The sequence below is a fragment of the Pseudomonas idahonensis genome, from assembly GCF_037903935.1.
GTDB classification, from domain to species: domain Bacteria; phylum Pseudomonadota; class Gammaproteobacteria; order Pseudomonadales; family Pseudomonadaceae; genus Aquipseudomonas; species Aquipseudomonas danubii.
On the sequence record NZ_CP149586.1, the window covers coordinates 3,997,403 to 4,022,571 of the forward strand.

General features: G+C 67.7%; 16 protein-coding genes. 5 read left to right on the forward strand and 11 right to left on the reverse strand.

The annotated features are described in order from the left end of the window. Window positions 1-38: 38 nt before the first annotated feature. Complete coding sequence (locus tag WIN67_RS18185; RefSeq protein WP_296411618.1) at window positions 39-1,010, reverse strand: bifunctional helix-turn-helix transcriptional regulator/GNAT family N-acetyltransferase; 972 nt, start codon at window positions 1,008-1,010, stop codon at window positions 39-41. A gap of 168 nt (window positions 1,011-1,178) precedes the next feature. Here WIN67_RS18185 and WIN67_RS18190 point away from each other — a divergent pair, with 168 nt between their 5' ends. The 4 genes from WIN67_RS18190 to WIN67_RS18205 all read left to right on the forward strand — a co-directional run bounded on the left by WIN67_RS18190 (window position 1,179) and on the right by WIN67_RS18205 (window position 6,303). Then, on the forward strand, window positions 1,179-1,688 hold the full coding sequence (locus tag WIN67_RS18190) for a sigma-70 family RNA polymerase sigma factor (RefSeq protein ID WP_170003656.1): 510 nt from the start codon (window positions 1,179-1,181) through the stop codon (window positions 1,686-1,688). Continuing rightward, window positions 1,685-2,665, forward strand: coding sequence for a DUF4880 domain-containing protein (locus WIN67_RS18195; protein ID WP_339069770.1), 981 nt, complete (start codon window positions 1,685-1,687; stop codon window positions 2,663-2,665). The genes WIN67_RS18190 and WIN67_RS18195 overlap by 4 nt, the downstream gene beginning before the upstream one ends. 105 nt (window positions 2,666-2,770) lie before the next feature. After that, on the forward strand, window positions 2,771-5,188 hold the full coding sequence (locus WIN67_RS18200) for a TonB-dependent siderophore receptor (RefSeq protein WP_339069772.1): 2,418 nt from the start codon (window positions 2,771-2,773) through the stop codon (window positions 5,186-5,188). Between the two features lie 173 nt (window positions 5,189-5,361). Next, on the forward strand, window positions 5,362-6,303 hold the full coding sequence (locus WIN67_RS18205) for an alpha/beta hydrolase (protein ID WP_339069774.1): 942 nt from the start codon (window positions 5,362-5,364) through the stop codon (window positions 6,301-6,303). Window positions 6,304-6,379: 76 nt separating this feature from the next. Here the strand turns inward: WIN67_RS18205 and WIN67_RS18210 are convergent, their stop codons facing one another. Continuing rightward, a complete protein-coding gene (locus WIN67_RS18210; RefSeq protein WP_339069776.1) occupies window positions 6,380-6,850 on the reverse strand; it encodes an Imm30 family immunity protein in 471 nt (156 codons plus the stop codon). A 71-nt stretch (window positions 6,851-6,921) separates the two neighbouring features. Between WIN67_RS18210 and WIN67_RS18215 the strand changes: the two genes are divergently transcribed. Beyond that, complete coding sequence (locus WIN67_RS18215) at window positions 6,922-7,158, forward strand: hypothetical protein (protein WP_422394621.1); 237 nt, start codon at window positions 6,922-6,924, stop codon at window positions 7,156-7,158. A 189-nt stretch (window positions 7,159-7,347) separates the two neighbouring features. Here WIN67_RS18215 and WIN67_RS18220 read toward each other — a convergent pair whose 3' ends face one another. The 9 genes from WIN67_RS18220 to WIN67_RS18260 are packed head-to-tail and all read right to left on the reverse strand — an operon-like array spanning window position 7,348 to window position 25,054. Next, window positions 7,348-8,781, reverse strand: coding sequence for an isochorismate synthase (locus WIN67_RS18220; RefSeq protein ID WP_339069778.1), 1,434 nt, complete (start codon window positions 8,779-8,781; stop codon window positions 7,348-7,350). Beyond that, complete coding sequence (locus tag WIN67_RS18225; protein WP_102863566.1) at window positions 8,774-9,097, reverse strand: isochorismate lyase; 324 nt, start codon at window positions 9,095-9,097, stop codon at window positions 8,774-8,776. The genes WIN67_RS18220 and WIN67_RS18225 overlap by 8 nt, the downstream gene beginning before the upstream one ends. Before the next feature lie 23 nt (window positions 9,098-9,120). Beyond that, window positions 9,121-9,900, reverse strand: a complete 780-nt coding sequence (locus WIN67_RS18230; RefSeq protein ID WP_110652742.1) for a thioesterase II family protein — start codon at window positions 9,898-9,900, stop codon at window positions 9,121-9,123. After that, on the reverse strand, window positions 9,897-11,012 hold the full coding sequence (locus WIN67_RS18235; protein ID WP_339069782.1) for a saccharopine dehydrogenase NADP-binding domain-containing protein: 1,116 nt from the start codon (window positions 11,010-11,012) through the stop codon (window positions 9,897-9,899). The genes WIN67_RS18230 and WIN67_RS18235 overlap by 4 nt, the downstream gene beginning before the upstream one ends. Then, window positions 11,009-16,429: an amino acid adenylation domain-containing protein gene (locus WIN67_RS18240; protein ID WP_339069784.1), complete on the reverse strand. Its 5,421-nt coding sequence runs from the start codon at window positions 16,427-16,429 to the stop codon at window positions 11,009-11,011. The genes WIN67_RS18235 and WIN67_RS18240 overlap by 4 nt, the downstream gene beginning before the upstream one ends. After that, entirely contained in the window at window positions 16,426-19,896 is a 3,471-nt protein-coding gene (locus tag WIN67_RS18245; protein ID WP_339069786.1) for an amino acid adenylation domain-containing protein, read from the reverse strand. Before WIN67_RS18245 ends, WIN67_RS18240 begins: the two co-directional genes overlap by 4 nt. After that, window positions 19,889-21,652 carry an ABC transporter ATP-binding protein gene (locus WIN67_RS18250; protein WP_339069787.1) on the reverse strand — a complete coding sequence of 588 codons (1,764 nt, stop codon included), beginning with the start codon at window positions 21,650-21,652 and terminating at the stop codon, window positions 19,889-19,891. The genes WIN67_RS18245 and WIN67_RS18250 overlap by 8 nt, the downstream gene beginning before the upstream one ends. After that, window positions 21,649-23,400, reverse strand: coding sequence for an ABC transporter ATP-binding protein (locus WIN67_RS18255; RefSeq protein ID WP_339069789.1), 1,752 nt, complete (start codon window positions 23,398-23,400; stop codon window positions 21,649-21,651). The genes WIN67_RS18250 and WIN67_RS18255 overlap by 4 nt, the downstream gene beginning before the upstream one ends. After that, window positions 23,387-25,054, reverse strand: a complete 1,668-nt coding sequence (locus WIN67_RS18260; protein WP_339069790.1) for a (2,3-dihydroxybenzoyl)adenylate synthase — start codon at window positions 25,052-25,054, stop codon at window positions 23,387-23,389. Before WIN67_RS18260 ends, WIN67_RS18255 begins: the two co-directional genes overlap by 14 nt. Between the last annotated feature and the right edge of the window lie 115 nt (window positions 25,055-25,169).

Below are 25,169 nucleotides of genomic sequence, written 5' to 3' on the forward strand. Positions count from 1 at the left end.
TTTGCGCAGCTTCGCGGGCTCAGCAGCGGCTACAACGCTCAGCGAGTTCCGGCGTGCTCCGCCCGCCTGGCTCGCACAAAACACTGCTCGGTCACCGCCGCGCCCCACTGCTCGCCCACCTGCTCCTGCACCAGGACGAAACCCTGTTGCTCATACAGCGTGCGCGCCGCATCCAGACCCTTGAAGGTCCACAAGCGGGTGGCTGTAAAACCCCACTGGTCACAGAACCCCAGGGCCTCGACCAGCAGCCGTCGGCCCAAACCCTGGCCACGCGCCGAATCATCGAGGATGAAGCAACGCAGGATCGCCTCGCCGTCCGCGCCCTCCCCGTCAATGGCGATGGAACCAACAATCCGCTCACCCTGCAGCGCCACCCAGACCTGATTGCGCGGGTTGTGCAAACGTCCCATCAGCTCAGCCATGTCCGCTGCCACCAGGCTTTCAAAGGCCTGGCCGAAACCGGCGCGGGCGGAGTAGTAGCAGGCATGCATTTCGGCAATACGGCCAATCACCCCCGGTCTATAGCCACGAGCGATGGACCAGCACGCGGGCGGCTCGGGCGCCTCGCCCAGGCGCACCGCACGCAGTGCCCGGGCGTAGTCGGCGATGCCCGTCGAGGCGCAAAGCTGCTGGTCCGCGCTCAGGTGCACCAGGGCTGCGGCCACCTGGGCCTGGGCAAAACGGTCGATACCGCTCAGGGTCTGGCGTCCCTGGGCGGTGAGGTGCAGGCGCTTCGAGCGGGCATCCTGTGCATCGGCCTGTTCGCGGATCTCGCCGGCCTCCACCAGCTTGCGCACCAGACGACTGACGCTGGATTTTTCCAGCCCCAGCAGCGTCACCAGATCGCCAGCGGTCAAGGCATTGCCCTGGCCGATCTCCAGCAACGCATGCACTGCCGAGGGCGAGTAGTCGGTGGCGGCCAGGGTGCTGTGCATGAAGCCCAGCTCACGGACCATCTGCCGGGAAGCCTGACGCAATTGCGGGATGAAACCTGCGGATGGGCTCGACATAAAGGTGACCTCTCTCGTGGAATATTTAGTTGTAACCTACAACTATATGACCAACAAGCCCCGCGTGCTCGGGCCCTGGCCGGCAGCGATAAAAACTTGAGCGCCCACTAATGAGAAGCATTACCATAAACACCCTTTTCGCCCGCCTCGGTCCCGGAACCCCTATCGATGGTGCCCAACTCTTCGCTACAGCACGCCGTGGGCGAGCTCTACGTCCAGCATCACAACTGGGTAGTGCAACTGCTGCGACGCAAGCTCGGTAACCAGGACCAGGCCATGGACCTGGCACAGGACACCTTCCTGCGGATTCTGCGCAGCGAACAACTGCCGGTACTGCGTGAACCCCGGGCCTATCTGAACACCGTGGCCAGCCGACTGTGCGGCCAGTATTTCCGCCGCCAGGCCCTGGAGCGGGCCTACCTTGAATCCCTGGCGCAGTTGGACCCGCAACACCAGCCCTCACCGGAAACCCGCCTGCTGGTGCTCGAAGCCCTGGACGCCGTGGGTCAGGTGCTGGACGGCCTGGGCCATCGGGTGCGGGACGTGTTTCTGCTGTCCCAGCTCGAAGGCCTGACCTACCCGCAGATTGCCGAGCGCCTGCAGCTCTCGGTCAACGTGGTACAGAAAGCCATGCTCAAGGCCTACCGCCACTGCTACGCGGCGGTGTACCCGGCATGAGCGCCTTTAAGCCCATGGACGATCAGGGCGCGGTGGATCACCGCGTACTGGATCAGGCCCTGGAATGGCTGGTGCTCCTGCAGTCGGGCACCAGCAGCGCCGAGCAACAGGCCGGGTGCCTGGCCTGGCGCCGGGCCGACCCGCAACATGAATTGGCCTGGCAACGCCTGGCCGGGCTCGGGCAGGACCTGCGCGACAGCACCCGCAGCCTGCCCGCCGCTCGCACCCGGCAGTTGCTCCAGGCCCGCAGCCACCCTTCGCGGCGCACCTTGCTCAAGGGCGTCGTCGGCCTTGGAGTGGTGGCCGCCAGCAGTTGGAGCGTGCGCGAGCGGCTGCTGTTGCCGCAGTTGTTCAGCGACTACCACACCGCCACCGGCGAACGCCGCCAACTGCAACTGGCGGTCGGCACGGCGCTGCAGCTGGACACCCGCACCACTCTGGATCTTCAGGACCGTGTGCAAGGACCGCAACTACGGCTCAACAGTGGACGCCTGCTGCTGACCTTGGGCAACGCCGCGCCAGTGCGGGTCGTCACCGCCGAAGCCAGGATCCACCTGGCACCGCTGTCGCAGTTGATGGTCAGCGTCGGCTTGCCGGGACACCGTGGCACCCGGGTGCAACTGCTGAGCGGCAGTGCCTCGGTCAGCCTGGCTCAGGGGCCCGGACAGGTCCTGGGCCCGCGCCAGCAGGTGGACATCGAGCAACGCATGAGCCCCGTAACGCCAGTGGCCGCCGCAGCCAGCGCCTGGACCCAGGGCCTGCTGATCGCCGAACGCATGCCATTGGGCGAGGTGATCGCCGAACTCGACCGCTATCGTCCGGGCCTGCTGCGCTGCGCCGCCGAGGTCGCCGGGCTGCGGGTGTCCGGTTCGTTCTCCCTCGACCAGCCGGACGCCAGCCTCGACTTGCTGGCCCGGACCCTGCCCATTCGCATTCAGCGGGTCATGGGCTATTGGGCCTCAGTGACGGCGGCCTGATTTTTTTCCAGGAAGGCGGCAGTTTTTCCAATCTCACGCATCAAGACCAGGGAAGAAGCTGGAAAACAGCTCAGCGCCAACCCTTCCCAACCCATGGACTTTCTTATGCACATCCGCCTCACGCCCCTTGCCGCGGCCCTGCGCCCGTTCCTCATCGGCCTGTCGATCGCCAGCACCAGCCTGCCGCTGCTGGCCGCCGAGGCCAACGCCGAAGTAGCTGACAGCCAGCGCCACAACTACGCAATCGCCCCAGGCAACCTGGATCAGGTACTGGGCGCCTTCGGCCAGCAATCCGGGGCCATGATCGCCGTCGATGCCAGCCTCAGCGCCGGCAAGCACAGCCCAGGCCTGAGCGGCCGCTTCGCCATCGGTGAAGGCCTGCAACGCCTGCTGGCGCCCCTGGGCCTGCAAGCGGTGGCCGAAGGGGCGGGCTATCGAGTGCTCAGGGCCGGCGGCGAACGCGTGGAACTCGGCACCACCACCGTCAGCACCAACCAGTTGGGAACCATCACCGAAGGCTCCGGCTCCTACACCCCCGGCACCATCGCCACCGCCACCCGGTTGGTGCTGACACCCCGGGAAACCCCGCAGTCGATCTCGGTGGTCACCCGCCAGGCCATGGACGATTTCGGCCTCAATTCCATCGACGACGTGATGCGCCATACCCCGGGCATCACCGTGGCCACCTACGACAGTGACCGCACCAGCTACTTCTCTCGCGGCTTTGCCATTCAGAACTTCCAGTACGACGGAATTCCGATCCTGCAGGACGCGCAGTACTCCTCGGGCCACACCCTCACCGACACGGTGATCTACGACCGCGTGGAAATACTCAAGGGCGCCACCGGCCTGCTCACCGGTGCCGGTGGCCCCGGCGGCACCATCAACATGGTGCGCAAGAAACCCACCGCCGAATTCGCCGGGCATATCGACCTGGGGGCCGGTTCCTGGGACAACTACCGCTCGCAGGTCGATGTCAGTGGCCCCCTGACCGACAGCGGCAATGTCCGCGGACGGATGGTCGCCGCCTATCAGGACAAGAAATCCTTCCTTGACCACTACCAGCGCCAGACCAGCGTCTACTACGGCATCCTGGAGTTCGACCTGTCACCGGACACCCTGCTGACCGTCGGCGCCGACTATCAGGACAACGACCCCAAGGGTTCCAGCTGGTCGGGCAGCAGCTCGCTGTACGACTCCAAGGGCAATGCCATCAGCACCTCGCGCTCCTACAACAACGGCGCGAGCTGGAGCCGCTGGTCGCAATACACCCGTACCGCGTTCACCACCCTGGAGCACAGCTTTGCCAACGGCTGGGTGGCCAAGGCCCAGTACAACCACCAGATCAATGGCTACAACGCCCCCTTGGGTTCGTTGATGTCGCCCAATGCCGAGACCGGCATCGCCTCGCTGCTGACCCGCAAGTACACCGGCGAGACCGTCAGCGACAGCGGCGACCTCTACGCTACGGGGCCCTTCGACCTGCTGGGGCGCGAGCATCAGCTGGTGGTCGGGGCCTCGATCTCCAACTCGCACTGGAAAGGCCGGGACTTCACCAGCGCCACCAATCACAACAATTTCTACGACTACTTCAACTGGGACGGGCACAGCCCCAAGCCCGATTGGGGCCGCATCACCAAAAAGAACGACGAGACCACCCGCCAGAGTGCCGGCTACATGACCGCGCGCTTTAGCCTCAACGATGATCTTTCGTTGCTGCTGGGCAGCCGGGTCAACAACTACGAGGTCAGCGGCACCAGCCGGACCAAGGACACCGGCAAGGTCATTCCCTACGCCGGGGTGGTCTACGACCTCGACCAGAACTTCTCCGTCTATGCCAGCTATACCGAGATCTATCTGCCCCAGGACGACTACCGCGACCGCAACGACAAGGTGCTCAAGCCCGACGAAGGCACCAACTACGAGGTGGGCCTCAAGGACGAGTTCTTCGACGGTCGCCTGAACTCCAGCCTGGCCTACTTCGAGGTGCATGAAGAAAACCGGCCCGTGGATGACCTGGCCTATAACGCCAACCCCACCACCCCCGGGCTGGACTATGCCTCCAAGGGCATCAAGTCCAAGGCCAAGGGTTATGAAGCGGAAATCTCCGGAGAGCTCGCCCCCGGCTGGCAGCTGCAGGCCGGTTACACCCACAAGATCATTCGCGACCAGAGCGGGGCCAAGGTCTCCACCTGGGAACCGGAAGATCAGGTCAACCTCTACACCAGCTACAAACTGACCGGCAGCCTGGACAAGCTGACCCTGGGCAGCGGCGTCCGCTGGCAGGGCACCGGGTGGAAGATACTCAGCAACTACGGCAAGGGCACCGAGGAAAAATTCGCCCAGGCCCCTTACTGGCTGGTGGATCTGATGGCCCGCTACCAGATCACCGAGAACGTCTCGGCCACCCTCAACGTCAACAACCTGTTCGACAAGAAGTACTTCACCAACATCGGCTTCTACAACTCGTCGTACTACGGCGACCCGCGGAATGTGATGCTCAGCACTCGCTGGAACTTCTAAAGCAGCCCCCTCGTCGTGGCCCGTCCCACCAGCGGCTGGCCACGACGTCTGTTACCCCTCCCCCCGTAGCATTTTCTAACCTTTGCCGCCGACCGCTGCGCTGAAAATGAGTGCCGTCATCCCGGCACATCTGTTAAAAACGCGCTGTCGTCCGTCCTGTGGTGAAGCCCTGCATGTCCCCATCCCTGTCCCAGCGCCTGCGCCGTCGCTGGTTTGCGCTGCTGTGCCTGGCCACACTGATCGTCGGCCTGCCGGTGAGCTGTGCGGTGCTCGAACACAAGGAGCGCCAACTGGTGTTTCGCATCGAGCCGGGCAACGCCGGCTGGTATCGCGGTCTGCCCAGCACAGTGCAGGAACTGCAACTCAAACCGCAAAGCTTCAAGCCCGGACAGAACATCCACGCCTGGTGGTGGCCGGCCAAACGCGCCGATGCCCCGGCGATCCTCTACCTGCACGGCGTGCGCTGGAACCTCACCGGCCAGTTGTTTCGCATCGAGCAACTGCACGCCCTGGGCTACTCGGTGCTGGCCATCGATTACCGGGGGTTCGGCCAGAGCCATGGCGACCTGCCCTCGGAAAACAGCGTGTATGAAGACGCGCGCGTCGCCTGGGAGCGGCTCAAGGTGCTGCAACCCGATGCCAACAAACGCCTGATCTACGGCCACTCCCTGGGAGGGGCGGTGGCCATCGACCTGGCTGCCGAACTGGGGCGCAATGCCGCCGCCGAAAAGACCCCGATTGCCGCTCGCGGGCTGATCGTCGAATCCACCTTCACCACCCTGGCCGATGCCGCTGCCGCAGCGACCAAGACCTCGCTGCCGGTACGCTGGCTGCTGTCACAGAAGTTCGACTCCATCGACAAGATCGGCGAGATCGGCATGCCCTTGCTGGTGGTCCACGGCCTCAAAGACGACTACGTACCGCCGCGCCTGAGCCAGCAACTGTTCAAGGCCGCCCTGGAACCGAAGAAACTGCTGCTGGTGCCCGGCGGCACCCACAACAACAGCATGCGCCTGGCGGGCAAGGACTACGGCCAGGCCATCAACGCTCTGCTGCGTGCCAAGCCCAGCCACAAATTCGCCGGCCCGCCCACCACAGCCGCCCCCACCAGCTGAAGCTGGCTTGTATAGGAGCTGGCTTGCCAGCGAATGGGCGCGCGGCACCTGCAAAAAACCTGTCCCTAGATGGCCCTCACGCAGCCGGCTGAGCCGCCACCATGACCACCACGGTCTTGGCCAGGAACGCCGGAGACTGCTGATTGATCGAATCGGCCAACTCCAGGGCCGCCGCCTTGACCGCAGGCGCCGCTTCGCGCAAGGCACGGACCATCTCCAGGCGCGCGGGCTCGCTGTTGAGCACCCGCGTGAAAAGCGTCTGCGCCCACCTCGGGCTGTGTTCCTGCAAGCCGGGCAGCGCCGCCAGCACCGCCGGCACATACACAGCATCATCGAAATGCTCGGCGGCGTGAATCAGCGAAAACATCACCTCGTCATATTCGGCCTCATCGTCGAGCAACGACAACAGCGGGCCAATGCTGGCCGGGTCGGCCAACTGGGCCACCTCGGCGATGCAGGCGTCGATGCGCCGCGCAAGGTTCTCGCCAGGGTCGTTGAAGGCGTTTTCGAGCTTTAGCAGGGTGTCGGTCAACGCGTCGAATTTCATGGGTACTCGCCAGGGAGCTCGAAGGGAGGGAGGCGCAACGATACGCCATCGACACCATCCGCGAAATCGGCATGCCGCTGCGGGTGGTCCATGGCCTGAAGGACGACTACGTACCGCCGCGCCTGAGCCAGCACCTGTTCAAGGCCGCCCTGGAGCCGAAGAAGCTGTTGCTGGTGCCCGGCGGCACCCACAACAACAGCATGCGCCTGGCGGGCAAGGACTACGGCCAAGCCATCAACGCCCTGCTGCGGACCAGGCCGGCGTCCAGCATCGCCGGCCCGGCAGCGGTCACGGTGCCCACTGGCTGAACCTGCAGACCAGGGCTCCAAGCGCTCGCCAGGCAAGGCCCTGCGTACCGAACGCGGCCCGGCCTTTTCGCAGCTTCGCAGGCTCAGCAGCGGCTACAGGAAACCCTCTGTGTAGCCGCTGCCGCAGGCTGCGCAAGGCACCGAAGGGGCCTCGGCGCCCTCAGGATCGCTGCGAGCCTGCGCCAGCGTCTACAAGGTGCTTTGTCCGGCGCTCACTGCCACGCTCGGCAAGGCCGCTGGCGGACACAACGCGTCGCCAATGGTGCGCAACTTCAGGCAGGTCTCCTGGTATTCACTCTCGGGGTCCGACTCGCCCACAATCCCGCAGCCGGCAAACAGGTGCGCCTGGTTGCCGCGAATCAAGGCCGAGCGCAGGGCCACGGCAAATTCGCCGTCGCCCTCGGCGTTGAGCCAACCCACCGGGGCGGCGTACCAGCCCCGGTCCAGTTGCTCATGCTCGCGGATATACCCCAGGGCCTTGGCCCGGGGCAGGCCGCCCACCGCCGGGGTCGGGTGCAGGGCGTCGACCAGTTGCAGCAGGTCCACCTGGGGCCGCAACCGCCCCAGCACCGGGGTCAGCAGGTGCTGGACGTGGGCCAGGCGGTGCAGTTGCGGCTGCGCAGGAATCTCCAGCATGGCGCAATAGGGCTGCAGCGCTTCGCGCAGGGTCTGCACCACCAGGGCGTGCTCGTGGCGATCCTTGGCGCTGTCCATCAGGCCCTGGCCCAGTTCGGCGTCCTGTTGCTCGTGCTGACCGCGGGCGCAGGTGCCGGCCAGGGCCACGGTGCTCAAGGTGCCCCGGGCCACGCGCACCAGACGTTCGGGGGTGGCGCCGAGGAAGCAACTGTCGCCGCGGCTGAAGGCAAACAGAAAGGCCTGGGGATAGGCCGCCCTGAGGTTCTCCAGCAAGGGGCCGCAGGGAATGCTGCGCGGGGCCCGCAAGCAGACTTCCCGGGCCAGCACCACTTTGCTCAGTTCACCGGCGTTGATCCGGCCGATGGCGCCGGCGACGGTGGCCTGCCACTGCTCGGCGCCCAGGGCGTCGTCGTCCTGCCGGGTGCCCACCGGCACCTGCAGTGACGGTGCATGGGCATAGCGGAGCTGCAGCAGGTTCCATTCCGCCGCAAGGCCGGCAGCGCAATGGGCCACATCGGCGCCCGGCTCGATCCACAGGCTGAACAGCCAGTGCTGCTGTTCGCCTTCACGCAACAACAGAATCCGTGGCAGCACCAGGGAAGTGGCGGCGAACGACTGCCACTGAGTACTGCGCGGCGCCTGGGGATCGAAGGCGAAGCCGCCACACAGATAGGCCTTGCGCGGACCGACCTGATGGGCCTGCTCCAGCAGCTGGCGCCAGGCCTGGGTACTGGCGGCAAAGCGCTCGGCGGCCGGCGGGCTGATTTCCTCGGTGCAGCCGAACCCGGCCAGGGCCAGAGCGCCCTGGTCGCTGGACCAGAACAGGCTCTGGCCGAACACCTGGCGGTTGGCGGCAAACAGCCGCAGTGGCTCCAGGCGCTCGGCGGCCAGGCTGAACACCACCAGTACCGCGCGACTCTTGCGCCGAGCCTGGGCCTCGCCTTCACGCAGGGCCTGGGTCAGCCCGGACAGGCACGACTCATTCATTACCGACTCCTTGCTCAAGCCCGCGCTGAACGCGCCAGTGGCGCACTTGCTGGGCGATGTTCCAGTGGATGATCTGGGCAAACAGCGGCACCACGAACATCGGGTCCAGGCCCGCCTGCTCGGCCCATTGCTGACGCTGCGGGAGCATCGCCGCGACCCGCTCCGGCGCGGCGATGCTGTCCTGGGTCGGCTTGAATTGCGCGGCCGCCTTGACGTAGGCCAGGCGCTGGCCGAGGGCCTGGATGATCTGCTGGTCCAGGGTGTCGATCGCCCAGCGGATGTCTTCCAGGGCGCTGCATTGCTCGGGGGTTTTCATGTTGATGACTACCAAGGGAAAATTCACGGGGTCGAGGGCCAGCAGTGCCACGGCTGCTCGCCGTGGCCGGCCAGCAGCCGGGTCAGGTGCCGCAGCACTTCGGCCTGCTGCTCGCGCAGATAGAAGTGAGCACCGGGGAAACTCTGGAAGTCGGTGACCTGGGCGCTGACCTCGGCCCAGGCATAGGCTTCGTCCGCATCGACTTCCGGGTCCTGGCCCCCCAGGCACACGCTCAGGGGCAGGTCCAGGGCGCGGCCGATGTCGCCGCGATAGGACTCGATCAGCCGATAGTCGTTACGCAGTGCCGGCAGGTACAGGTCCCGCAGCGTCGGGTCGTCCAACAGGGACGGCGCACCATCGGACAGGCGCCGTACATCCGCCAGCAACGCCTCGTCCGACCCCAGGTGCAGCTCGCTGTGGCGCTGGCGATGGGGCGCCGGGTGTGCCGACACAATCAGGCGCTGAGGGGCCGAGCCTTGCTGCTGCATGCGCCCCGCCACTTCATAGGCCAGGGCCGCGCCCATGCTGTGGCCGAACAGCACCAGGGGCCGGTCCACCAGGTCCGACAGGGCCCGAGTGATAGTGCCCGCCATCCACTCCAGGCTGCCGGGCCAGGTCTCGTTGAGGCGCTCTTCACGCCCCGGGTACTGCACGCTGATCAACTCGATATCGGCGGGCAACCCCGCCCGCCAGTCATTGAAAAAACTCGCGCTGCCCCCGGCATGGGGCAGGCACACCAGCCGGCAGCGCGGCGGTTGCGGCTGCGGGTAACGGCGCAGCCAGGCACTGGGAGCCTTTCTCACAGCACACCCTCCTCTAGCTCGGCCAGCGGAGTACCGGCGCCCAGGCCCAGGCTGACCCGGGTGTCCGGCAACCACTGACAGACCTGCTCCAGGAAGGCTTGAGCATCCAGCACCTGGGCCGCGTAATGCAGGCCTTGGGGCAATAGCTGCCAATGCAGCGCGCAAAACGCCGCGACGCTGCCGGTCAACCGCGAACCGTCGCCGGCACGCAACCAGGCACTGGCCTGCTGCGGGCGGCCATCACGCAGGCCGTCGACCTCCACCGCCAGCAGTTGGTACGGCCGCCGTCCGGCGACATCCAGGGCACTGGCCTGGACCAGCGCGGCGATGTTCTGCGGCGTATTGCGCGCCTCTGGCGCCGAGCCCTGGATACGCTGCAAAGTCGCCGCCAGTTGCCCGCCCTCGAACAGGTTGAAGCCCTGGCCGTGAGGCACTTGCAGGTCACTGAACAAGCGCTGCTGCTCGGTGCTCAGGTAGGGATAGGCCTGTACCCCGGCCACCGGCAGCCAGTCCCGTTGCAGAGGCTGCCGGGCACTGCCCGTGCTGCGCACCACCTGTCCCTCGCGCCAGCCGCACTGGGCCTGGCCGAAGCCATTGCCCAGGCTCAGCAGGAAGTCCTCGGCGGCCGTGACGGACAGCCGTCCCAGGCCGCCGGCATAGCAGCGCATCTCGTCCACTCGCTGGAAAGACTGCGCCAGCAACTGCGGGAACACCCCCGACAGCCCCGGCAGCATGCCCGCCGACAACAGCACCCGACGCCCTGCGGGCACTTGACCGGCCAGACGCTCGTGCACCGGGTCGTCGCCGCCCACATCCAGGTAATCGGCGCCCGCCGCCAGCGCGGCCCGGGCCACCCGATCGAGAATCCGGTAGCTGGGCCCGGCGCAGTTGATCACCAGGGTGCAGCCGGCGCAAAAGCTGGCCAGGCTTTGCTCATCCCACAGGTCCAGGGCGCGCACGTCGGCGCACGCCCCCAACTGCTGGTTCAACTGCTCGGCCTGCTGACGGTCGCGTCCGCCCAGGCGCAAGGCAAGCCTGGGTGCCAGCAGTTGCGCCACCTGACGGCCGACGCTGCCATACGCGCCGACCAGACCAATGAGCGCCCCACTCATGCCGCCACCTCGGCGGCGTCGAAGGCCCGGGCCACGGCTTGCACCTGAGGCTGCTGCATGCAGCTGAAGTGATCCCCAGGCACATCCACCACCCGCAGTTCGCCCAGGCACAGGGCCTGCCAGTAAGCGCTCATGTCGCGGTGCATGCCCGGCAGTACCTGGACCTCGCCGCTCTGGCGAATGAACAGCAAGTCGCCCTGATACGGCGTGGCCTCATGCAGGGCCACCGCCGCCAGACTGTGACGCAACACCTGCAATTGCTCGCGCAGCCAGTCCAGGTCACTCAACTGCGAACCGGCGTGGCGCATGGCTTCGGCAATCGCCTGCAGGCGCTGCTCGGGGGTCTTCTCTGCCAGGCGCCGCAGACAGGCCAGGGCCGAGGTGCATTGGCCATCGTCGCTCAAGGCCAACAGTGAACCCTGGGGCACCCGTCCTGGGGTCTGGGCCAGGACCCGGGCGATGCTGCGCTCCATGGCCTGCTCGTCCTCGGGATACCCCAGCACCAGCGGATCGGCCTGCATCACCCGGGCGAACACGTACTCGGCCAAGAGGTCGTCCTCGATCATGAACGGCACCCGGTAGCTGCTGATCACGCTCAGCTGCAGCACCTCGATGGAACGCGCCGCCAGGCATGCCGCCAGTTCGGTGGCCAGCAACCCGCCCAGGCAGTAGCCGACGATGCTCACCTGGCGCCGGCCTTCGGCCTGCAGGGTGTCGGCATAGCGCTCGGCCAACCGGCGAATCGCCGTGGCCGGCTCCAGCGCCAGATACCCCGGCACGTCGTTGAGCACCAGCCCTTCCAGGGGCGCGTCTTCCCCCAGGGCAGCGAACAGCGCGCGATACGGCGCCAGGGTGCCACTGCCGTCGTGGACGAAGATCCGCGTCGGGCCCTGCACCTTGTCGCTGATGCGCACCAGCGGTGAATCGCCTTGCCCCCCCTGCCCGCGCAGGTAGTCGGCCAGGGCCGCCACGGTGGGCTGGTTGATCAACTGCCGCAGCAAGTCGCTCCAGGGCAACTGCCGGGCCTGGGGCAAGGCTTCGCGCAGGCGACCCACCACTTGCGCCACCAGCAACGAGTCGCCGCCCAGTTCGAAGAAGCCCTGCTCGCGGCCCACCGCCGGCACCCGCAACAGGGTCTGCCAGACCTCGGCGATGCTGCGTTCCAGATCGTCCACCGGCGCCGCGCCGCTGTTGACCTGTTGCTCGGGCCCGGCCATGCCGATCCGGGCCAGGGCCTGGCGGTCGACCTTGCCGTTGGCGGTCAGGGGCATCTCATCGAGGATCTGCCAGTCCGCCGGGATCATGTAGTCCGGCAGACGCTGGGCCAGATGGGCACGCAGTGGCTCGGGCTCCAGGGTCTGGCGCTCGCTCTTGAAGCGGGTGATGAACAGGTGCTGACCGATCTGCGACATGGCGTCATCGGCCTTGGGCAGGCACAGCGGGGTTTCGCCCCCGGCCTCCAGCAGCAACTGCTGCCACTGCTCGCGCCGGATGAAGGTGGTGTCCAGTTCCGCACGGAAGTCCTCGAACGCGGTCAGGCCTTCCTTGAACTCCATGGAGGCCATGATCTGGTAAGTGTCGCGGGTGGCCTCGATGAAGATCAGCCAGCCGCCCGGGGCCAGCATCTCCCGCAGCCGCGCCAGCACCCGGCTGGCATGCCGCGAGTTGTGCAGCACGTTGGCGCAGAGAATCACGTCCAAGGAGTTGGCGGCCACACCCTGGGCCCAGTGGTCCTGGTTGAGGTCGAACAGCCCGTAGCTGACCCAGGGATAGGCGGCGAAATGTTCCCGGGCCTCGTTGAGGAAGAACTGCGACAGGTCGGTGAACTGGTAGTCCACCGGCAGGCCGTCCAGGGCCGGAATCAAATCGGCGCTGGTGCCGCCGACCCCGGCGCCGATTTCCAGCAGGCGCAGGCGCTGGCCGGCAGGACGCTGGCGGATGATCTCCTGCACCGCGGCGCACACCGCCTGGTTCAGGTACTGGCTGATCAGGTTCTTGCGGTAGGCGCCCTCGGCGGTATCGGTACGGCCCTCGGGGAACAGCAGGTGCAGCGGGTCCAGCTGATCGCTCATCAGCGCCGGCAGTTGCTCCTGGCTCTCGCGCAGATAACGCAGGACCTCGGCGCCCCAGCCTACGCAAGGCTCCAAGGCTTCGATGCGCTGCCACAGCTGAAGGTATTCCTCGCGCTGCACCCGCAGGTCCGAGTAGCCACCGGACTGCCGGTCATGCTGCACCAGCCCTTCTTGGGCCAGGGCCTGCAACCAGCGCCGGATCAAGCGCTGGTTGCGCGGCGCGACCTCGCTCAAGGCCCACACTTCTTCCAGGGAGTGACGCTGCCCCGCCTGCCGGAACAGCCCGGGACGCTGTAGGGCCAGGCCCATGGACAGCAGCGCGGCGCGCTCGACACAGGCCGACATCTCGCTGACCAGGGCATCGCTCAGATCACCGCGCACGGCCTGGGCCGCGGCCTGGGTACGCGCCTCCAGCTGCTCCGGCCAGGCCAGCGGCATGTCCCGCAAACTGGCCCGCAGGCAGGCCTGCAATCGCCGTTCGAAGGCCCCTTCGCCAGCGGCCACCACCACCGCGGACTCCACATGGGGATGGCTGAGCAGTGCACTTTCCACCTCCGCCAACTCAATGCGATGACCGCGCACCTTGACCTGGAAATCCTCGCGACCAAGGAACTCGATCAGGCCATCTTCCAGGTAGCGGCCCAGGTCGCCGGTGCGGTACAGACGCTCGCCGCTGCGAGGGTGATCGACAAAGCGCTCGGCGGTTTTCTCGGCGTCCCCCAGGTAACCCAGGGCCAGGCCGCTACCGGCGATGTACAGCTCGCCGGCCACCCCTTGAGGACGGTCGCGGCCCTGCTCGTCGAGGACCATGAAGCGCTGATTGGCCAGGGGCGCGCCGTAGGGAATGCTGCGCCACTGCGGATCGACCTGGGTGATCGGATAGTAGATCGACCAGATGGCCGCTTCCGTGGCCCCCCCGAGGCTGATCAGCCGCAACTGCGGCAACAGCTGGGCAGCCTCCGCCGGCAGGTTCAGGGGAATCCAGTCCCCCGACAGCAGCGCCAGGCGCAGGGTTCCGGGGGCCATGGACGGCACCGCCTGCAGGTAGTGGGTAAGCATCTGCAATTGCGCCGGCACCGAGTTCCACAGCGTGACCCCATGCTCCCGGGCACACGCCGCCCAGTGCGAAGGATCGGCGCGGTGTTGCGGGTCGGGCAGCACCAGGGCGCCGCCCACGGCCAGCAGGCCGAAGAGGTCATACACCGACAGGTCGAAGCCCAGGCTGGCCAGGGCCAGGACCCGATCCTCGGCGCCGATGGCAAAGCGCTGGTTGATGTCGACGATGGTATTGAGCGCCGCCTGATGGCTGATCATCACGCCCTTGGGCACCCCGGTGGAGCCGGAGGTATAGATCACGTAGGCCAGCTGCTGCGGATCGATGTCCAGCACCGGCAACGGAGCTTGCGCCGCCAGCGGGCCCTGATCGACCTGGATCACCTGGGTCACCCGCGCCGGCCAGCACAACTCATCGCTCAACCAGGACTGACTGAGCACCCGGCCGACCTCGGCGTTATCCAGGATCAACTGGCGCCGGGCCTCGGGCTGGTTGGTGTCCAGGGGCAGATAGGCCGCCCCCGCCCGCAGAATGCCCAGCACCGCGATCACCTGCTCCAGGCCCTTGTCCATGCACACCGCGACCCGCTCTCCCGGCTGGCAGCCGGCGTTCAGCAGGGCCTCGGCCACGGCTTCGGCGCGCCCGGCCAGCTCGCCGTAGCTCAGTTGCCCGGCGCCCTGGATCAAGGCCACACGCTGGGGCGCAGCAGCTGCCTGTCGCCAGAACGGCTCATGCAGCCCGCCGGTGGGCAACGGCGCCGCTGTCTGGTTCACCAGCTCGCGTTGCAGGCGCTGGGCCGCCGGCAATTCCAGGCAATCGTCCAGGGTCCAGGCCGAGGGTTCCCGGGCGAGGCGCTTGAGCAGCCGTTCAAAGGTATCGAACAAGTCGTCGAGCAGCGCCTCGCTGAATACCCCTTCGCGAATGTCCCAGTTGATCGCCAGGCCGTTGTCCCGTTCGCTGACCTGGCAATCGATCAGCACCTGGGGCGTCTGGCTGATGCCGAACACCAGCTCGGCCCCTGGCATGAAGGCCCCGCCGCCGCTTTCGCCACCTGCGCCCAGGGTGCTGGTGAAGGCGTACGGCATCAGCGCCGCATCCTGGCCCTTGCGCCGCGCCAGCTCGCGCAGCACTTCGATGCCCGAGCACAGGCGATGGTCCATGTCCTGCCACAGCCGTTCCTGCAACTGCTGGCTGCGCTGGCCGAAACTGCCCCCTTGCAGGGTCTGCACTTCCAGCAGTTCCACCGAGCTGAAATCCCCCACCAAGCGGTCGACCTGAGGGTGCAGGGACAGGCGATTGAGCAGGGTCAGGCTCAGGCAGAAGTGTCCGCGCCGACTCCAGCGGCCCAGGGTTTCGGCATAGGCCGAGAGGATCGCCGCCGACACGCCGACCCCGGCGGCGGCCGCATTCAGGCGCAGGGCGTTGCAGTCCCGCGCTTCCAGGCTCATGGCCCGGCGCTGGAAGCGTGGCCCGGTGGGTGCCCCCAGCAACGGCAGCTCCGGTGCCCCCGGCAGGCTGTCGACCCGCGCCCACCAGTAGTCACGGTCGCGCTGGTAGCGCGGTTGCTCGCGCAGGCGCCGCTCGCCCAGCACGTAGTCGCGGAAGCTGATCTGCGCCGGTGCCGGCAGGGCCTCACCGCGGTACAGCTGCTGCAACTCGGCCAGCAGCATGCGCACGCTCTGGTAGTCGCACACCAGCAGGTCCACCGACAGGTGCAGGCGCGAGGTGTCGCGGCCCTGGCTCACGCACAATTCGATCAAGGGCCATTGCTGAGGCGTGGCGCGGCGCAGTTCCATGCGCTCGCGCAGGGCCTGCAAGGCACTGCCGTCGTCCTGGCTCAGGTCGTGGTTCGCAATGGCGTAATGGGGCACCTGGGGCAGGATGCGCTGGTAGCCCTCCTCCAGCACCACGGCGCGGAGCATCTCGTGACGGGCGATCAGCTGGTTCCAGGCCTGTTCCAGACGCAGCGGGTCGAGGTCCTGCTGGGCGAACTCCAGATAACCGTGACAGGCCACGCCGCCAAAGCTGAAGGCCGTGGTGCGGCCCAGCAGATAGGCCGCCTGCACATCGGTCAGCGGGAAGGGTTCTTCCCGGGCCGGCAGGTCGGCCTCCAGGGTCGGCATCTGCGCCGCCTGCAGCTGTTGCAGCAACGCGTCCTTGTGTTGCCGAAGTTGCTGCAGGCGTGCGTCGTCCATGACCCCGGCCGGGGCCCGATAGCGCAGGCGACCCTGTTCTTCCCAGAGCTCCACGCCCAGTTGTTGCAGATCCTGTTGCAGTTGCTGCAGCGTCATAACACGCCCTCCACCATTGCGTTCTGAGTGACGGGCCGCTGTTCCCGGCGCGAGGCGAGCAACTGCCCCTGCAGGGCCACGGTGGCCGCGTTGAAAAAGTCCTTGAGCGACAGTTCCAGCTGGAACTGCCGAGCGACGCGTTCGATCAAGCGGGCGGCCAGCAGGCTGTTGCCACCCAGGGCGAAAAAGCCCTGGTGCCGGCCCACCTGTGGCACCTCCAGCAACTCCTGCCAAAGGGCGGCCACGGCCTCTTCCCACTCCCCTTGAGGAGGCTCGGCGCTGTGCGGCGCGATGCCGCGCCGCTGCTCCTGCAGCAGCCACAGCAAGGCCGCGCGATCGACCTTGCCGTTGCTGCTCAGCGGCAGCTCGGCCAGGGTCAGCCAGCTGTCCGGGAGCATGTGTTCGGGCAGCCATTGGCCCAGCCACTGCCGCAGGGCCTGGGTCGGCGGCAGCGGCTCGTTGGCCACCAGCACCGCCGCCAGTTGCGGCTCGCTGCCGGGCAGCACCAGGCTCAGGGCACGGCTGATGGCCGGGTGGCGCTCCAGGGCCAGGTCGATTTCCGCCAGTTCGATGCGAAAGCCGCGGACCTTGACCTGATGGTCCAGGCGTCCGAGGAACTCCAGGGTGCCGTCGGCCCAGTAGCGACCCTGGTCGCCGGTGCGGTACCAGCGCCCGCCGTCATGCTCGACAAAGCGCTGGGCACTCAGGCTGGGCAGGCCGCGATAGCCCGCGGCAACCCCGGCGCCGCCGATCCACAGCTCGCCGGGCACCCAGTCCGGGCAATCCCGGCCCTGGCTGTCCACCACCCGGAAACACTGGTTGTCCAGGGGCCGGCCATAGGGGATCGAACGCCAGTGCCCGGGCACCGCGTCCACGTCCTGGCAGTTCGACCAGATCGCCGCCTCGGTGGCGCCGCCCAGGGCCACGAACTGCAGCTCACGCCCCGCCGCCTCTCGCAAACGGCGTGGCAGGTCGAGGCCGACCCAGTCCCCGGAAACCATGGCCAGGCGCAACGCCGCCAGGCCGCCAGCGTCCCGTACCTGCAAGGTCAGCATGTCCAGCAGCGCCGGCACCGAGTTCCAGAGGGTGACCCGCTGCTCGCGGATCAGGCGCAGCCACTCCTGGGGTTCCTTGCGCAAGGCGTCGGCCGGCAGCACCAGGGCGCCACCGACACTCAAGAGGCCGAACAGGTCGTACACCGACAAGTCGAAATCCAGGGCCGAGACGCCCAGCATCCGATCCTCGGCGCTGACCCGATAACGCCGGTTGAGCGCCTCGATGGTGTTCATCGCCGCCTGGTGCGACAGCTCCACCCCCTTGGGTTCACCGGTGGTGCCAGAGGTGAAGATCACATACGCCAGGGCATCCGCCGCAAGCGGCAAAGGCTGCGCCAGGGCGGCTGCCGGGCGCGCCTGGGCCAGGGTCACCACCCGCAGTGCGGCGAGCCAGATGCCGCCGTCGCGGTGAGCCGTGTCGGTGAGTACCACGCGCACCCCGGCACGCTGATAGATCATGTCGCGCCGGGCCGGCGGCTGCTCGATGCCCACCGGCACGTAGACCGCACCGGCAGCGAGAATCCCCAGCACCGCGATCACTTGTTCGCGGCCCTTGGGCAGGGTGATCGCCACCGCCTCGCCGGGTTGCACGCCCCACTCCACCAGGGCGCCCGCCAGTTGCAGGGCTTGCCGGGCCAGCTCGGCATAACTCAGCTGGCCCTGGTCGCAGACCAGCGCCAGCCGCTCGGGATGGGCCTGGGCCTGTTGGAAGAAGCCCTGGTGCAACAGCCGGGCCGGGGTCGCGTGCCGGCAGTCGTTGACCGCGCTGCGCACCCGCTGCTGGTCGGCCGGCAGGGGCAACGGCGCCACCTGTTGCCAGTCATGCTCGCAAAGCCACAACAGCAGATTGCGATAGGCCTCGAACATCTGCTCCAGCAGGCCCTCGGGGAACAGCCCCTGCACCGCGTCCCAGTTCAGCAGCAGGCCGTCGGCCATGGGGTAGCTCTGGTGATCCAGCCACACCTGGGGCGTCTGCGACAGCGCCCAGCCGGGCTCGCCCAGTTGCTGGCGGCAGGTGTCATCGACAAAGACCGGGCCCAGGTTGCAGGCAAACACCACCGGCGCCCCCTGACCGCCGCCCTGACGCAGGCGCGCACGCTCGCGCAGCACCTCGACCCCGGGCCAGGCGCTGTGGGCGATATCCCGGTGCAACTGAGCCTGCAGCGCCAGGGCCTGCTGGCAGAAATCCAGGGGCTGGCGCTGATCCACTTCCAGCAGCACCAGATTGGAGAAGTCCGCCAGCAGGTGGGGCACGCAAGGGTGCAATTCCTGACGGTTGAACAGCGGCACGTTGAGCAGGAAATGCTGACTGGCACTCCAGCGCCCCAGCACCTGGGCATAGGTGCAGGCCAGCACGCTGGCCAGGGTCAGGCCGTGCTGCCGGCCCTTGTGCTCCAGGGCCTGCAACTGGGCTGTATCCAGGCGCATGGCCAGACGCTGGAAGCGTGGCCTACCCAGTTGCTGCGGCTCCTGGGCCAGGGGCAATTGCGGGCCGTCGGGCAACTCCTCCAGGCGCGGCAGCCAGTAGTCCCGGGCCGCCGCCAGTTGCGGCGCCCGGGCCGCCTGCTCGGCTTTCAGGTAATGGGCAAAGTCCCACTCCAGCACCGGCAGTTGCTGTTCGAGACCGGCATGGATCAGGGCCAGATCCCGCAGCAGGATGCCGATGCTCAGGACATCCGCCACCAGCAGGTCGATGTTCAGGTGCAGACGGCTACGGCCTTCGGGCAGCAGGCTCAGTTGCACATCGAAGACTTCCCCGCTGCTGACCTCCAGGCAGCGGTGTGACAGTTGCTCACGGATCTGTTCCAGGACCTCGGCGGCGCCCACACGGGACGCCTGGCGCAGGTCGTGGACGGTCAGCCCGGGCCAGGGGCTGTGGGGCAGGATGCGCTGGCAGGTTTCATTGATGAAACAGGCCCGCAGCATCGGGTGGCGCTGGCACAGGCGGCGCACGGCCTGCTCCAGGCGCTGGGGTTCCAGGCCATGGCCATCCAGTTCCTGATACAGGTGGCAACCCACGCCCCCCAGGGGCATGCCCGGATCGCGACCGAACCAGTACGCCTGTTGCAGCGGGGTCAGAGGAAAATCAGCGTCGTCGCCGGCGTCGGCTACCGCCTGCAGGCTTGGCGCCGCAAGGCCGCGACGGGCCTCAATCAGCGCCCACCAGGCGTCCAGGGTCGGCTGTTGGATGAGTTCGGCAAAACTCAGGGTCACGCCCTCGGCGGCCAGCAACGCCGGCAGGCGCATGATGCTCACCGAATCGAGACCCTGCTCGATCAGCGAAACATCCGCCTCAAGCTCCTCGGGCGCGTAGTCGAGCAGCCGGGCTATGCCCGCGCAGAGGCCTTGGGGTGAATGACTCAGGCCGGCGTGCGCTGGATGAGCGCGTGCCAGTGCTGGGTTATCAGTCATGGTGGACGGTCCTATGGGGTACGGAAGGGGTAGGTCGCAAGCGCCAGCGATTGATCGCCTCGCGCTCGTGGAACAGTTCGCGATAACGGCCGGTAGCCGCCATCAGTTGGGCATGGGTGCCGCGCTGGCCCAGGCGGCCCTGGTCCAGCAGGAGGATCTGCGCGGCGTGGGGGGCCAGGGTCGGCTTGTGGGTCACCAGCAGCACCGTGTGCTTGCGCGCCAGTTGCAGCAGGCTGCGGTTGACCCGCGCCTCGCTGATGGCGTCCAGGGCGGCGGTGGGTTCATCCAGCAGGATCAGCGTGGCGTCCTTGAGCATGACCCGGGCCAGGGCCAGGCACTGGCGTTCGCCGCCGGAGAGGCTGACGCCGCCCTCGCCCACCCGGGTCTGCCAGCCCTGGGGCAGGCGCTGGGCCAGGCGGTCAAGGCCGGTGGCGTGGGCCGCGCTCATCAGTTGTGCCTCACTGGCCTCGGGGCGGCCCAGGCGCAGGTTGTCCAGCAGGCTGGCGGCCAGCGGCGGACAGTCCTGGAACATCAGGGCAATGTCCTGGTCGCGCTGCCGGGCCGAGAGCTGGCGCAGGTCCACGCCCCCCAGCAGGATGGCGCCGCTGCTGACATCGCAAAAGCGCGCCAGCAAGCGCAACAGGCTCGACTTGCCGGAGCCCGAGGCCCCCACCAGCAGGTTCAGGGAGCCCGGCTCCAGCTCGAAGCTGATGTCCTGCAGCAGCGCTCGGCCCTGGCGCACCAGCCCCAGCTCCCGCACCTCGACCCGTTGCCCCTGCGGCGTCTGGGGCTCGCTCGGCTCCGGCAGGGGCGGCAGGTTCAGCAACTGGCACAGGCTGTCCACGCCGTGGCGGGTCTGGCGCAAGGTGGTGCCCAGATTGACCAAGGCGCCCATGGGCTCCACCAGGCAAGTGGCGAGCACCGCCAGGGCCAGGTACTGCACGGCCCCGAGACTGCCACCGAGGACCGCGTAGAGCCCGCACAGCAACACCGCGGTGTAGCCGGCCTGGAGCACCACCACCAACCCCAGGGCTGCCGGAAAGGTGCGCCAGTGGGCCTGGCGCTGGGCCTGACGCTGTTGCTGCAAAGCCTCGCCCAGCAGGCTGAAGCCTTCACCGTTGCGCCCGCTGGAGCGCAGCAGCGGCTGCTGCCGCAGGAACTCCAGGACCCGCGCCGCCGCTTCGCCGGCCGCCGCTTCGCTGAGGCGCTCGGCCTGCCCGCCCCAACGCACGCCCCAGTGATAGAACAACAGCAACAGGGGCACACTGGCCAAGGCGGCCAGGGCCATGGAGCGGTCGTAGAAGAACAGCGCCAGCAGCAACGCCAGGGGTGTGAGCAAGGCGTTGGCCATGGGCTGCAGCAGGTGCGCCGGGGCACTCATGATCTGCGCCACGGTGTGGGTCACCAGACGGTTGAGTTCGGCGCCGCGCCGCTCGACGAACCACTCCAGGGGCAGGCGCGCCAACTGCTGGCCGATGCGCAGGTTCAGCGACTGCGCGGCCGCAGCACCGGCCCTGTAGCCGGCCAGCTGGGCATGGCGGCGCAACCCCAGGCACAGACCGGCGAACCCGGTAAAAGCCCCAGCCCAGATCCAGGGCGCCTTGCCCGACGCGGCGTCGAAGACCCCGGCAAACGCCATGGGCAGCAAGGCCAGCGCCAGGCCCTGGGCCAAGGCACTGGCCGCCATGGCCAGCAGCGCCCGGCGCAGCAGGCCGGCTTCCTTGGGCTGCAAGCTGCGTAACAGGGCAGCGATCATGACAGCGCCCTCGTCAACGGGGCCGCGCCAAACTGCTCCGCCGCCCACAGCCCGGCATACACCCCCTGCTGATCCAGCAGGGCCTGGTGCCGACCGCACTCGCGCAATTGCCCGCCCTGGAGCACGGCGATCTGGTCGGCGTCCTGGATGCTGCTCAAGCGATGGGCGATCACCAGCACCGTGCGCCCTGCCGCCAACCGCGACAGCGCCTGCTGGATCGCCGCTTCCGATTGCGGATCGCTGGCCGCGGTGGCCTCGTCGAGCACCAGGATCGGTGCCTGGCTGAGCATGGCCCGGGCAATGCCCAGGCGCTGGACCTCGCCGCCGGACAACTGCACGCCGGTCCCCAGCAGGGTGTGATAACCCTCGGGCAAGGCGCAGATGCGTTCGTGGATCTGCGCGGCCCGAGCCGCCTCTTCGACCTCTGCGAGGCTGGCCTCGGGGCGCCCCAGGCGCAGGTTATCGAGGACGCTGGCGCGCAGCACACGCACCTCTTGAAAGACAAAGGCCACCTGGCGATACAGGGTCGCGCTGTCCATGTCCCGCAGGTCGACACCGCCGATGCGGATCGCCCCGGCGCTGACATCGGCAAAGCGCGCAAGCAAGGTGGCCAGGGTGGATTTGCCGGCCCCGGAATCCCCCACCAGGGCGGTCAGGGTGCCGGGCTGCAGGCGCAGATCGATGCCCCGCAGCACCTGAGTGCCGTCGGGGTAGCTGAAGTCCACAGAATCGAAGGTCACCAGGGCGCCTTCGGGCTCTCGGGAGAACGCCGGCTGCGCCAGCACCGGCGTGCTCAGTACCGCGCTGATGCGCTGCGCCGCCGCCCGGCCCTGGACCAGAGAATCGGCGCCATGGCCCAGGGCCGCCACCGGCGCCGCCAGGGCCGGGCCCAGCAAGGCAAACGCCAGCAACTGCGCCGGCTGCAACCAGCCGCCGGCAATCAGCGCCACCCCGCCCACCAGCACCAGGGCCAGCACCAGCAGAGGCGAGAGCAGCACTTCGACACTGGCCCCCAGGCCGGCCCAGCGCTCGACCCACTGGGAGAAGAAACGGCCGAAATCCTCTACAGCCTTGAAAAAGTCGTCCTGCACCCGCTCCACCCGGCCAAAGGATTTGACCATGGCGATGCTCTGTACAAAGTTCAGGGTCGCCGTCGACAGCGCGCCCATGGCCGCGCCCAAGCGCTGGCGCTCGGCGTGGTACGCCGGGGTACGCATCACCCGCAGGCGCCACAGCGCAACCAGCGGCGGCGCCAGCACCACCAGGGTCATGGGCAGGCTCACCGTCAGCAGGTAGATCAGGCTGGCCAAGGGCACCACCAGGGCCGCCACCAGATTGTTGGGCAGGTGCGCCACCAATTGATGCAGGGCGCCGACATCCTCCAGCAACACCCGCTCGGCGGTTTGCCGCTGCCCATCCAGCCAGGCCAGGGGCACCCGCGCCAGATGGGCAGCGATGCGCTGGCGCAGATGGCGCTGCAGGTCACTGTCGGCCAGATGGGTAATCTGCAACCCCGCCGCCAGCCCCAACAGACGCAGGAGCAAGGCCCCGCCCCCGGCCAGCAGCCAGAAGCCCGCGCGGTCCACGTCCAGCTCACCCGCCAGCAGCAACGGCGCCAGTTCGGCCACGGCGATCAGCGGCAGCAGGCCCACCAGCGCCGCCAGCACCTGCAGCAGCATCGCCGCCAGCAGACGCCCGCGCACCGGTTGCAACAGTTCAGTCAATCCTGGTTGTTCAGCCACGAGCATCAGTTCCCACCCGGGCTTGGGCCTCAGCACCGAAGTACAAGGCCTGAATGGCTTCACGCAGGTGTTTGCGGCTGACCTTGCCGACCCCGGTCTGGGGAAAGGCCGGGATGAACTCGAAGCGATCCGGCAGCTTGAACGCCGCCAGGCCCTGGGCCCGCAGATGGCGTAGCAATTCCACAGCCCGGGGCGCCTGGCCACGGGCAATGACGAAGGCGCAGGTGCGCTCGCCGAGGAAGGCGTCGGGCATCGCCACCAGGGCGATGTCGGCCACCGCCGGATGGCTCAGCAGCAGGTTCTCCACTTCTTCGGCGGCGATCTTTTCGCCACCGCGGTTGATCAGGTCCTTGTCCCGCCCTTCCACCATCAGGTAGCCGTCGGCGGTGAGCTGCACCCGGTCACCGGTGCGATAGAAGCCGTCGGCGGTGAAGGCCTGGGCATTGTGCTCGGGATAGCGGTAATAGCCGCGGATGGTGTAGGGGCCACGGGTCAGCAACTGGCCCACCTGCCCCACCGGGACGGGCCGGTCCTGCTCGTCCACCACGCGGATTTCGTCCGCCGGTGACAGGGGCCGGCCCTGGGTGTGCAGCACCCGCTGGGGCGGGTCTTGCGGGTCGGTGTAGCAGATCAGCCCTTCGGCCATGCCGAACACTTGCTGCAGGCGGCAACCGAGCACCGGTTCGATACGCCGCGCCGCCTCGAAACTGAGCTTGGCCCCGCCCACCTGCAGCAGCTGCAACGACGAAAGCCCTCGTCCGCGAGCCTGGGCCGCCTCCATCCAGACCAGGGCCAGGGGCGGCACCAGGGCGGTATGGGTCACGGCTTCGCGCTCGATCAGTTCGAAACAGACCTCCGGGCTCGGCGAGTGGCCGAGCACCACGCGCCCGCCGACCGACAAGGTGCCCATGAACCCCGGGCAGCACATGGGAAAGTTGTGGGCCATGGGCAGCACCGCCAGGTACACGCTGGCACTGGACAAACCGCAGCGCTCGACGCTGGCCCGCAGGTTGTAGAGGTATTCGTTGTGCCGCCGCGGGATCAGCTTGGGAATCCCGGTGGAGCCGCCGGACAACTGGAAGCAGGCCACGGCATCGGCACTCGGCGCCGGGAAAGCCGGCGACGGGGCCGGGTCATACAGGCCATCAAGGGCGGTGAATTCCTCGGCCTCGCCGGCCACTATCACCCACTCCAGGTGCGGATGACCGGCCTTGAGATCCCGGGCCATGGCCCGGTAATCGAAGCCGGCGTCACAGTCGGTGCACAGGTAGGCCCGGGCCTGGGCGAATTCGCAGAAACGACCGATCTCCAGATGCCGGTGCGCCGGCAAAGCGAAGATCGGCCGCACGCCGAGGCGGTACAGGGCAAAGCAGGTTTCGACGAAAGCGCTGCGATTGGGCAATTGCAGGACCACATTGTCCCCGGCCCGCAAGCCCAGGCGGTACAGGCCGGCGGCCAGTTGATCGACCCGCAGGTCCAACTGCCGATAGCTCAGGCGCTGTTCGCCATCGGTCAGCGCCTCGCGCTCGGCAAAAGCCTGGGCCGCCACCCGCAGCAGGTCGCCAAAGGTTTCCTCGCGCCAGTAACCGGCCTGGCGGTAGCGCTGGGCAAACGCCTCGGGCCAAGAGGGGCAATCCTGCAGATCATCGAAAGTGGACATGCTGTCTCCTGAGTTTTTTGACGCAAAAAGCGGCCCTGGACCTGAGGTGCCAGGCCCTTGGAATGAACGGGAAAACGTCGTCAGCGCGGAAGGAAATGAAGCTCCACAGGCGCTC

Excerpts from the sequence above, each read along its gene's own strand:
- WIN67_RS18235 (WP_339069782.1), bottom strand. The coding sequence starts at position 11,012 with ATGAGTGGGGCGCTCATTGGTCTGGTCGGCGCGTATGGCAGCGTCGGC.
- WIN67_RS18210 (WP_339069776.1), bottom strand. The coding sequence starts at position 6,850 with ATGAAATTCGACGCGTTGACCGACACCCTGCTAAAGCTCGAAAACGCC.
- WIN67_RS18260 (WP_339069790.1), bottom strand. The coding sequence starts at position 25,054 with ATGTCCACTTTCGATGATCTGCAGGATTGCCCCTCTTGGCCCGAGGCG.
- WIN67_RS18195 (WP_339069770.1), top strand. The coding sequence starts at position 1,685 with ATGAGCGCCTTTAAGCCCATGGACGATCAGGGCGCGGTGGATCACCGC.
- WIN67_RS18225 (WP_102863566.1), bottom strand. The coding sequence starts at position 9,097 with ATGAAAACCCCCGAGCAATGCAGCGCCCTGGAAGACATCCGCTGGGCG.
- WIN67_RS18245 (WP_339069786.1), bottom strand. The coding sequence starts at position 19,896 with ATGACTGATAACCCAGCACTGGCACGCGCTCATCCAGCGCACGCCGGC.
- WIN67_RS18200 (WP_339069772.1), top strand. The coding sequence starts at position 2,771 with ATGCACATCCGCCTCACGCCCCTTGCCGCGGCCCTGCGCCCGTTCCTC.
- WIN67_RS18190 (WP_170003656.1), top strand. The coding sequence starts at position 1,179 with ATGGTGCCCAACTCTTCGCTACAGCACGCCGTGGGCGAGCTCTACGTC.
- WIN67_RS18215 (WP_422394621.1), top strand. The coding sequence starts at position 6,922 with ATGCCGCTGCGGGTGGTCCATGGCCTGAAGGACGACTACGTACCGCCG.
- WIN67_RS18205 (WP_339069774.1), top strand. The coding sequence starts at position 5,362 with ATGTCCCCATCCCTGTCCCAGCGCCTGCGCCGTCGCTGGTTTGCGCTG.
- WIN67_RS18220 (WP_339069778.1), bottom strand. The coding sequence starts at position 8,781 with ATGAATGAGTCGTGCCTGTCCGGGCTGACCCAGGCCCTGCGTGAAGGC.
- WIN67_RS18185 (WP_296411618.1), bottom strand. The coding sequence starts at position 1,010 with ATGTCGAGCCCATCCGCAGGTTTCATCCCGCAATTGCGTCAGGCTTCC.
- WIN67_RS18240 (WP_339069784.1), bottom strand. The coding sequence starts at position 16,429 with ATGACGCTGCAGCAACTGCAACAGGATCTGCAACAACTGGGCGTGGAG.
- WIN67_RS18250 (WP_339069787.1), bottom strand. The coding sequence starts at position 21,652 with ATGATCGCTGCCCTGTTACGCAGCTTGCAGCCCAAGGAAGCCGGCCTG.
- WIN67_RS18255 (WP_339069789.1), bottom strand. The coding sequence starts at position 23,400 with ATGCTCGTGGCTGAACAACCAGGATTGACTGAACTGTTGCAACCGGTG.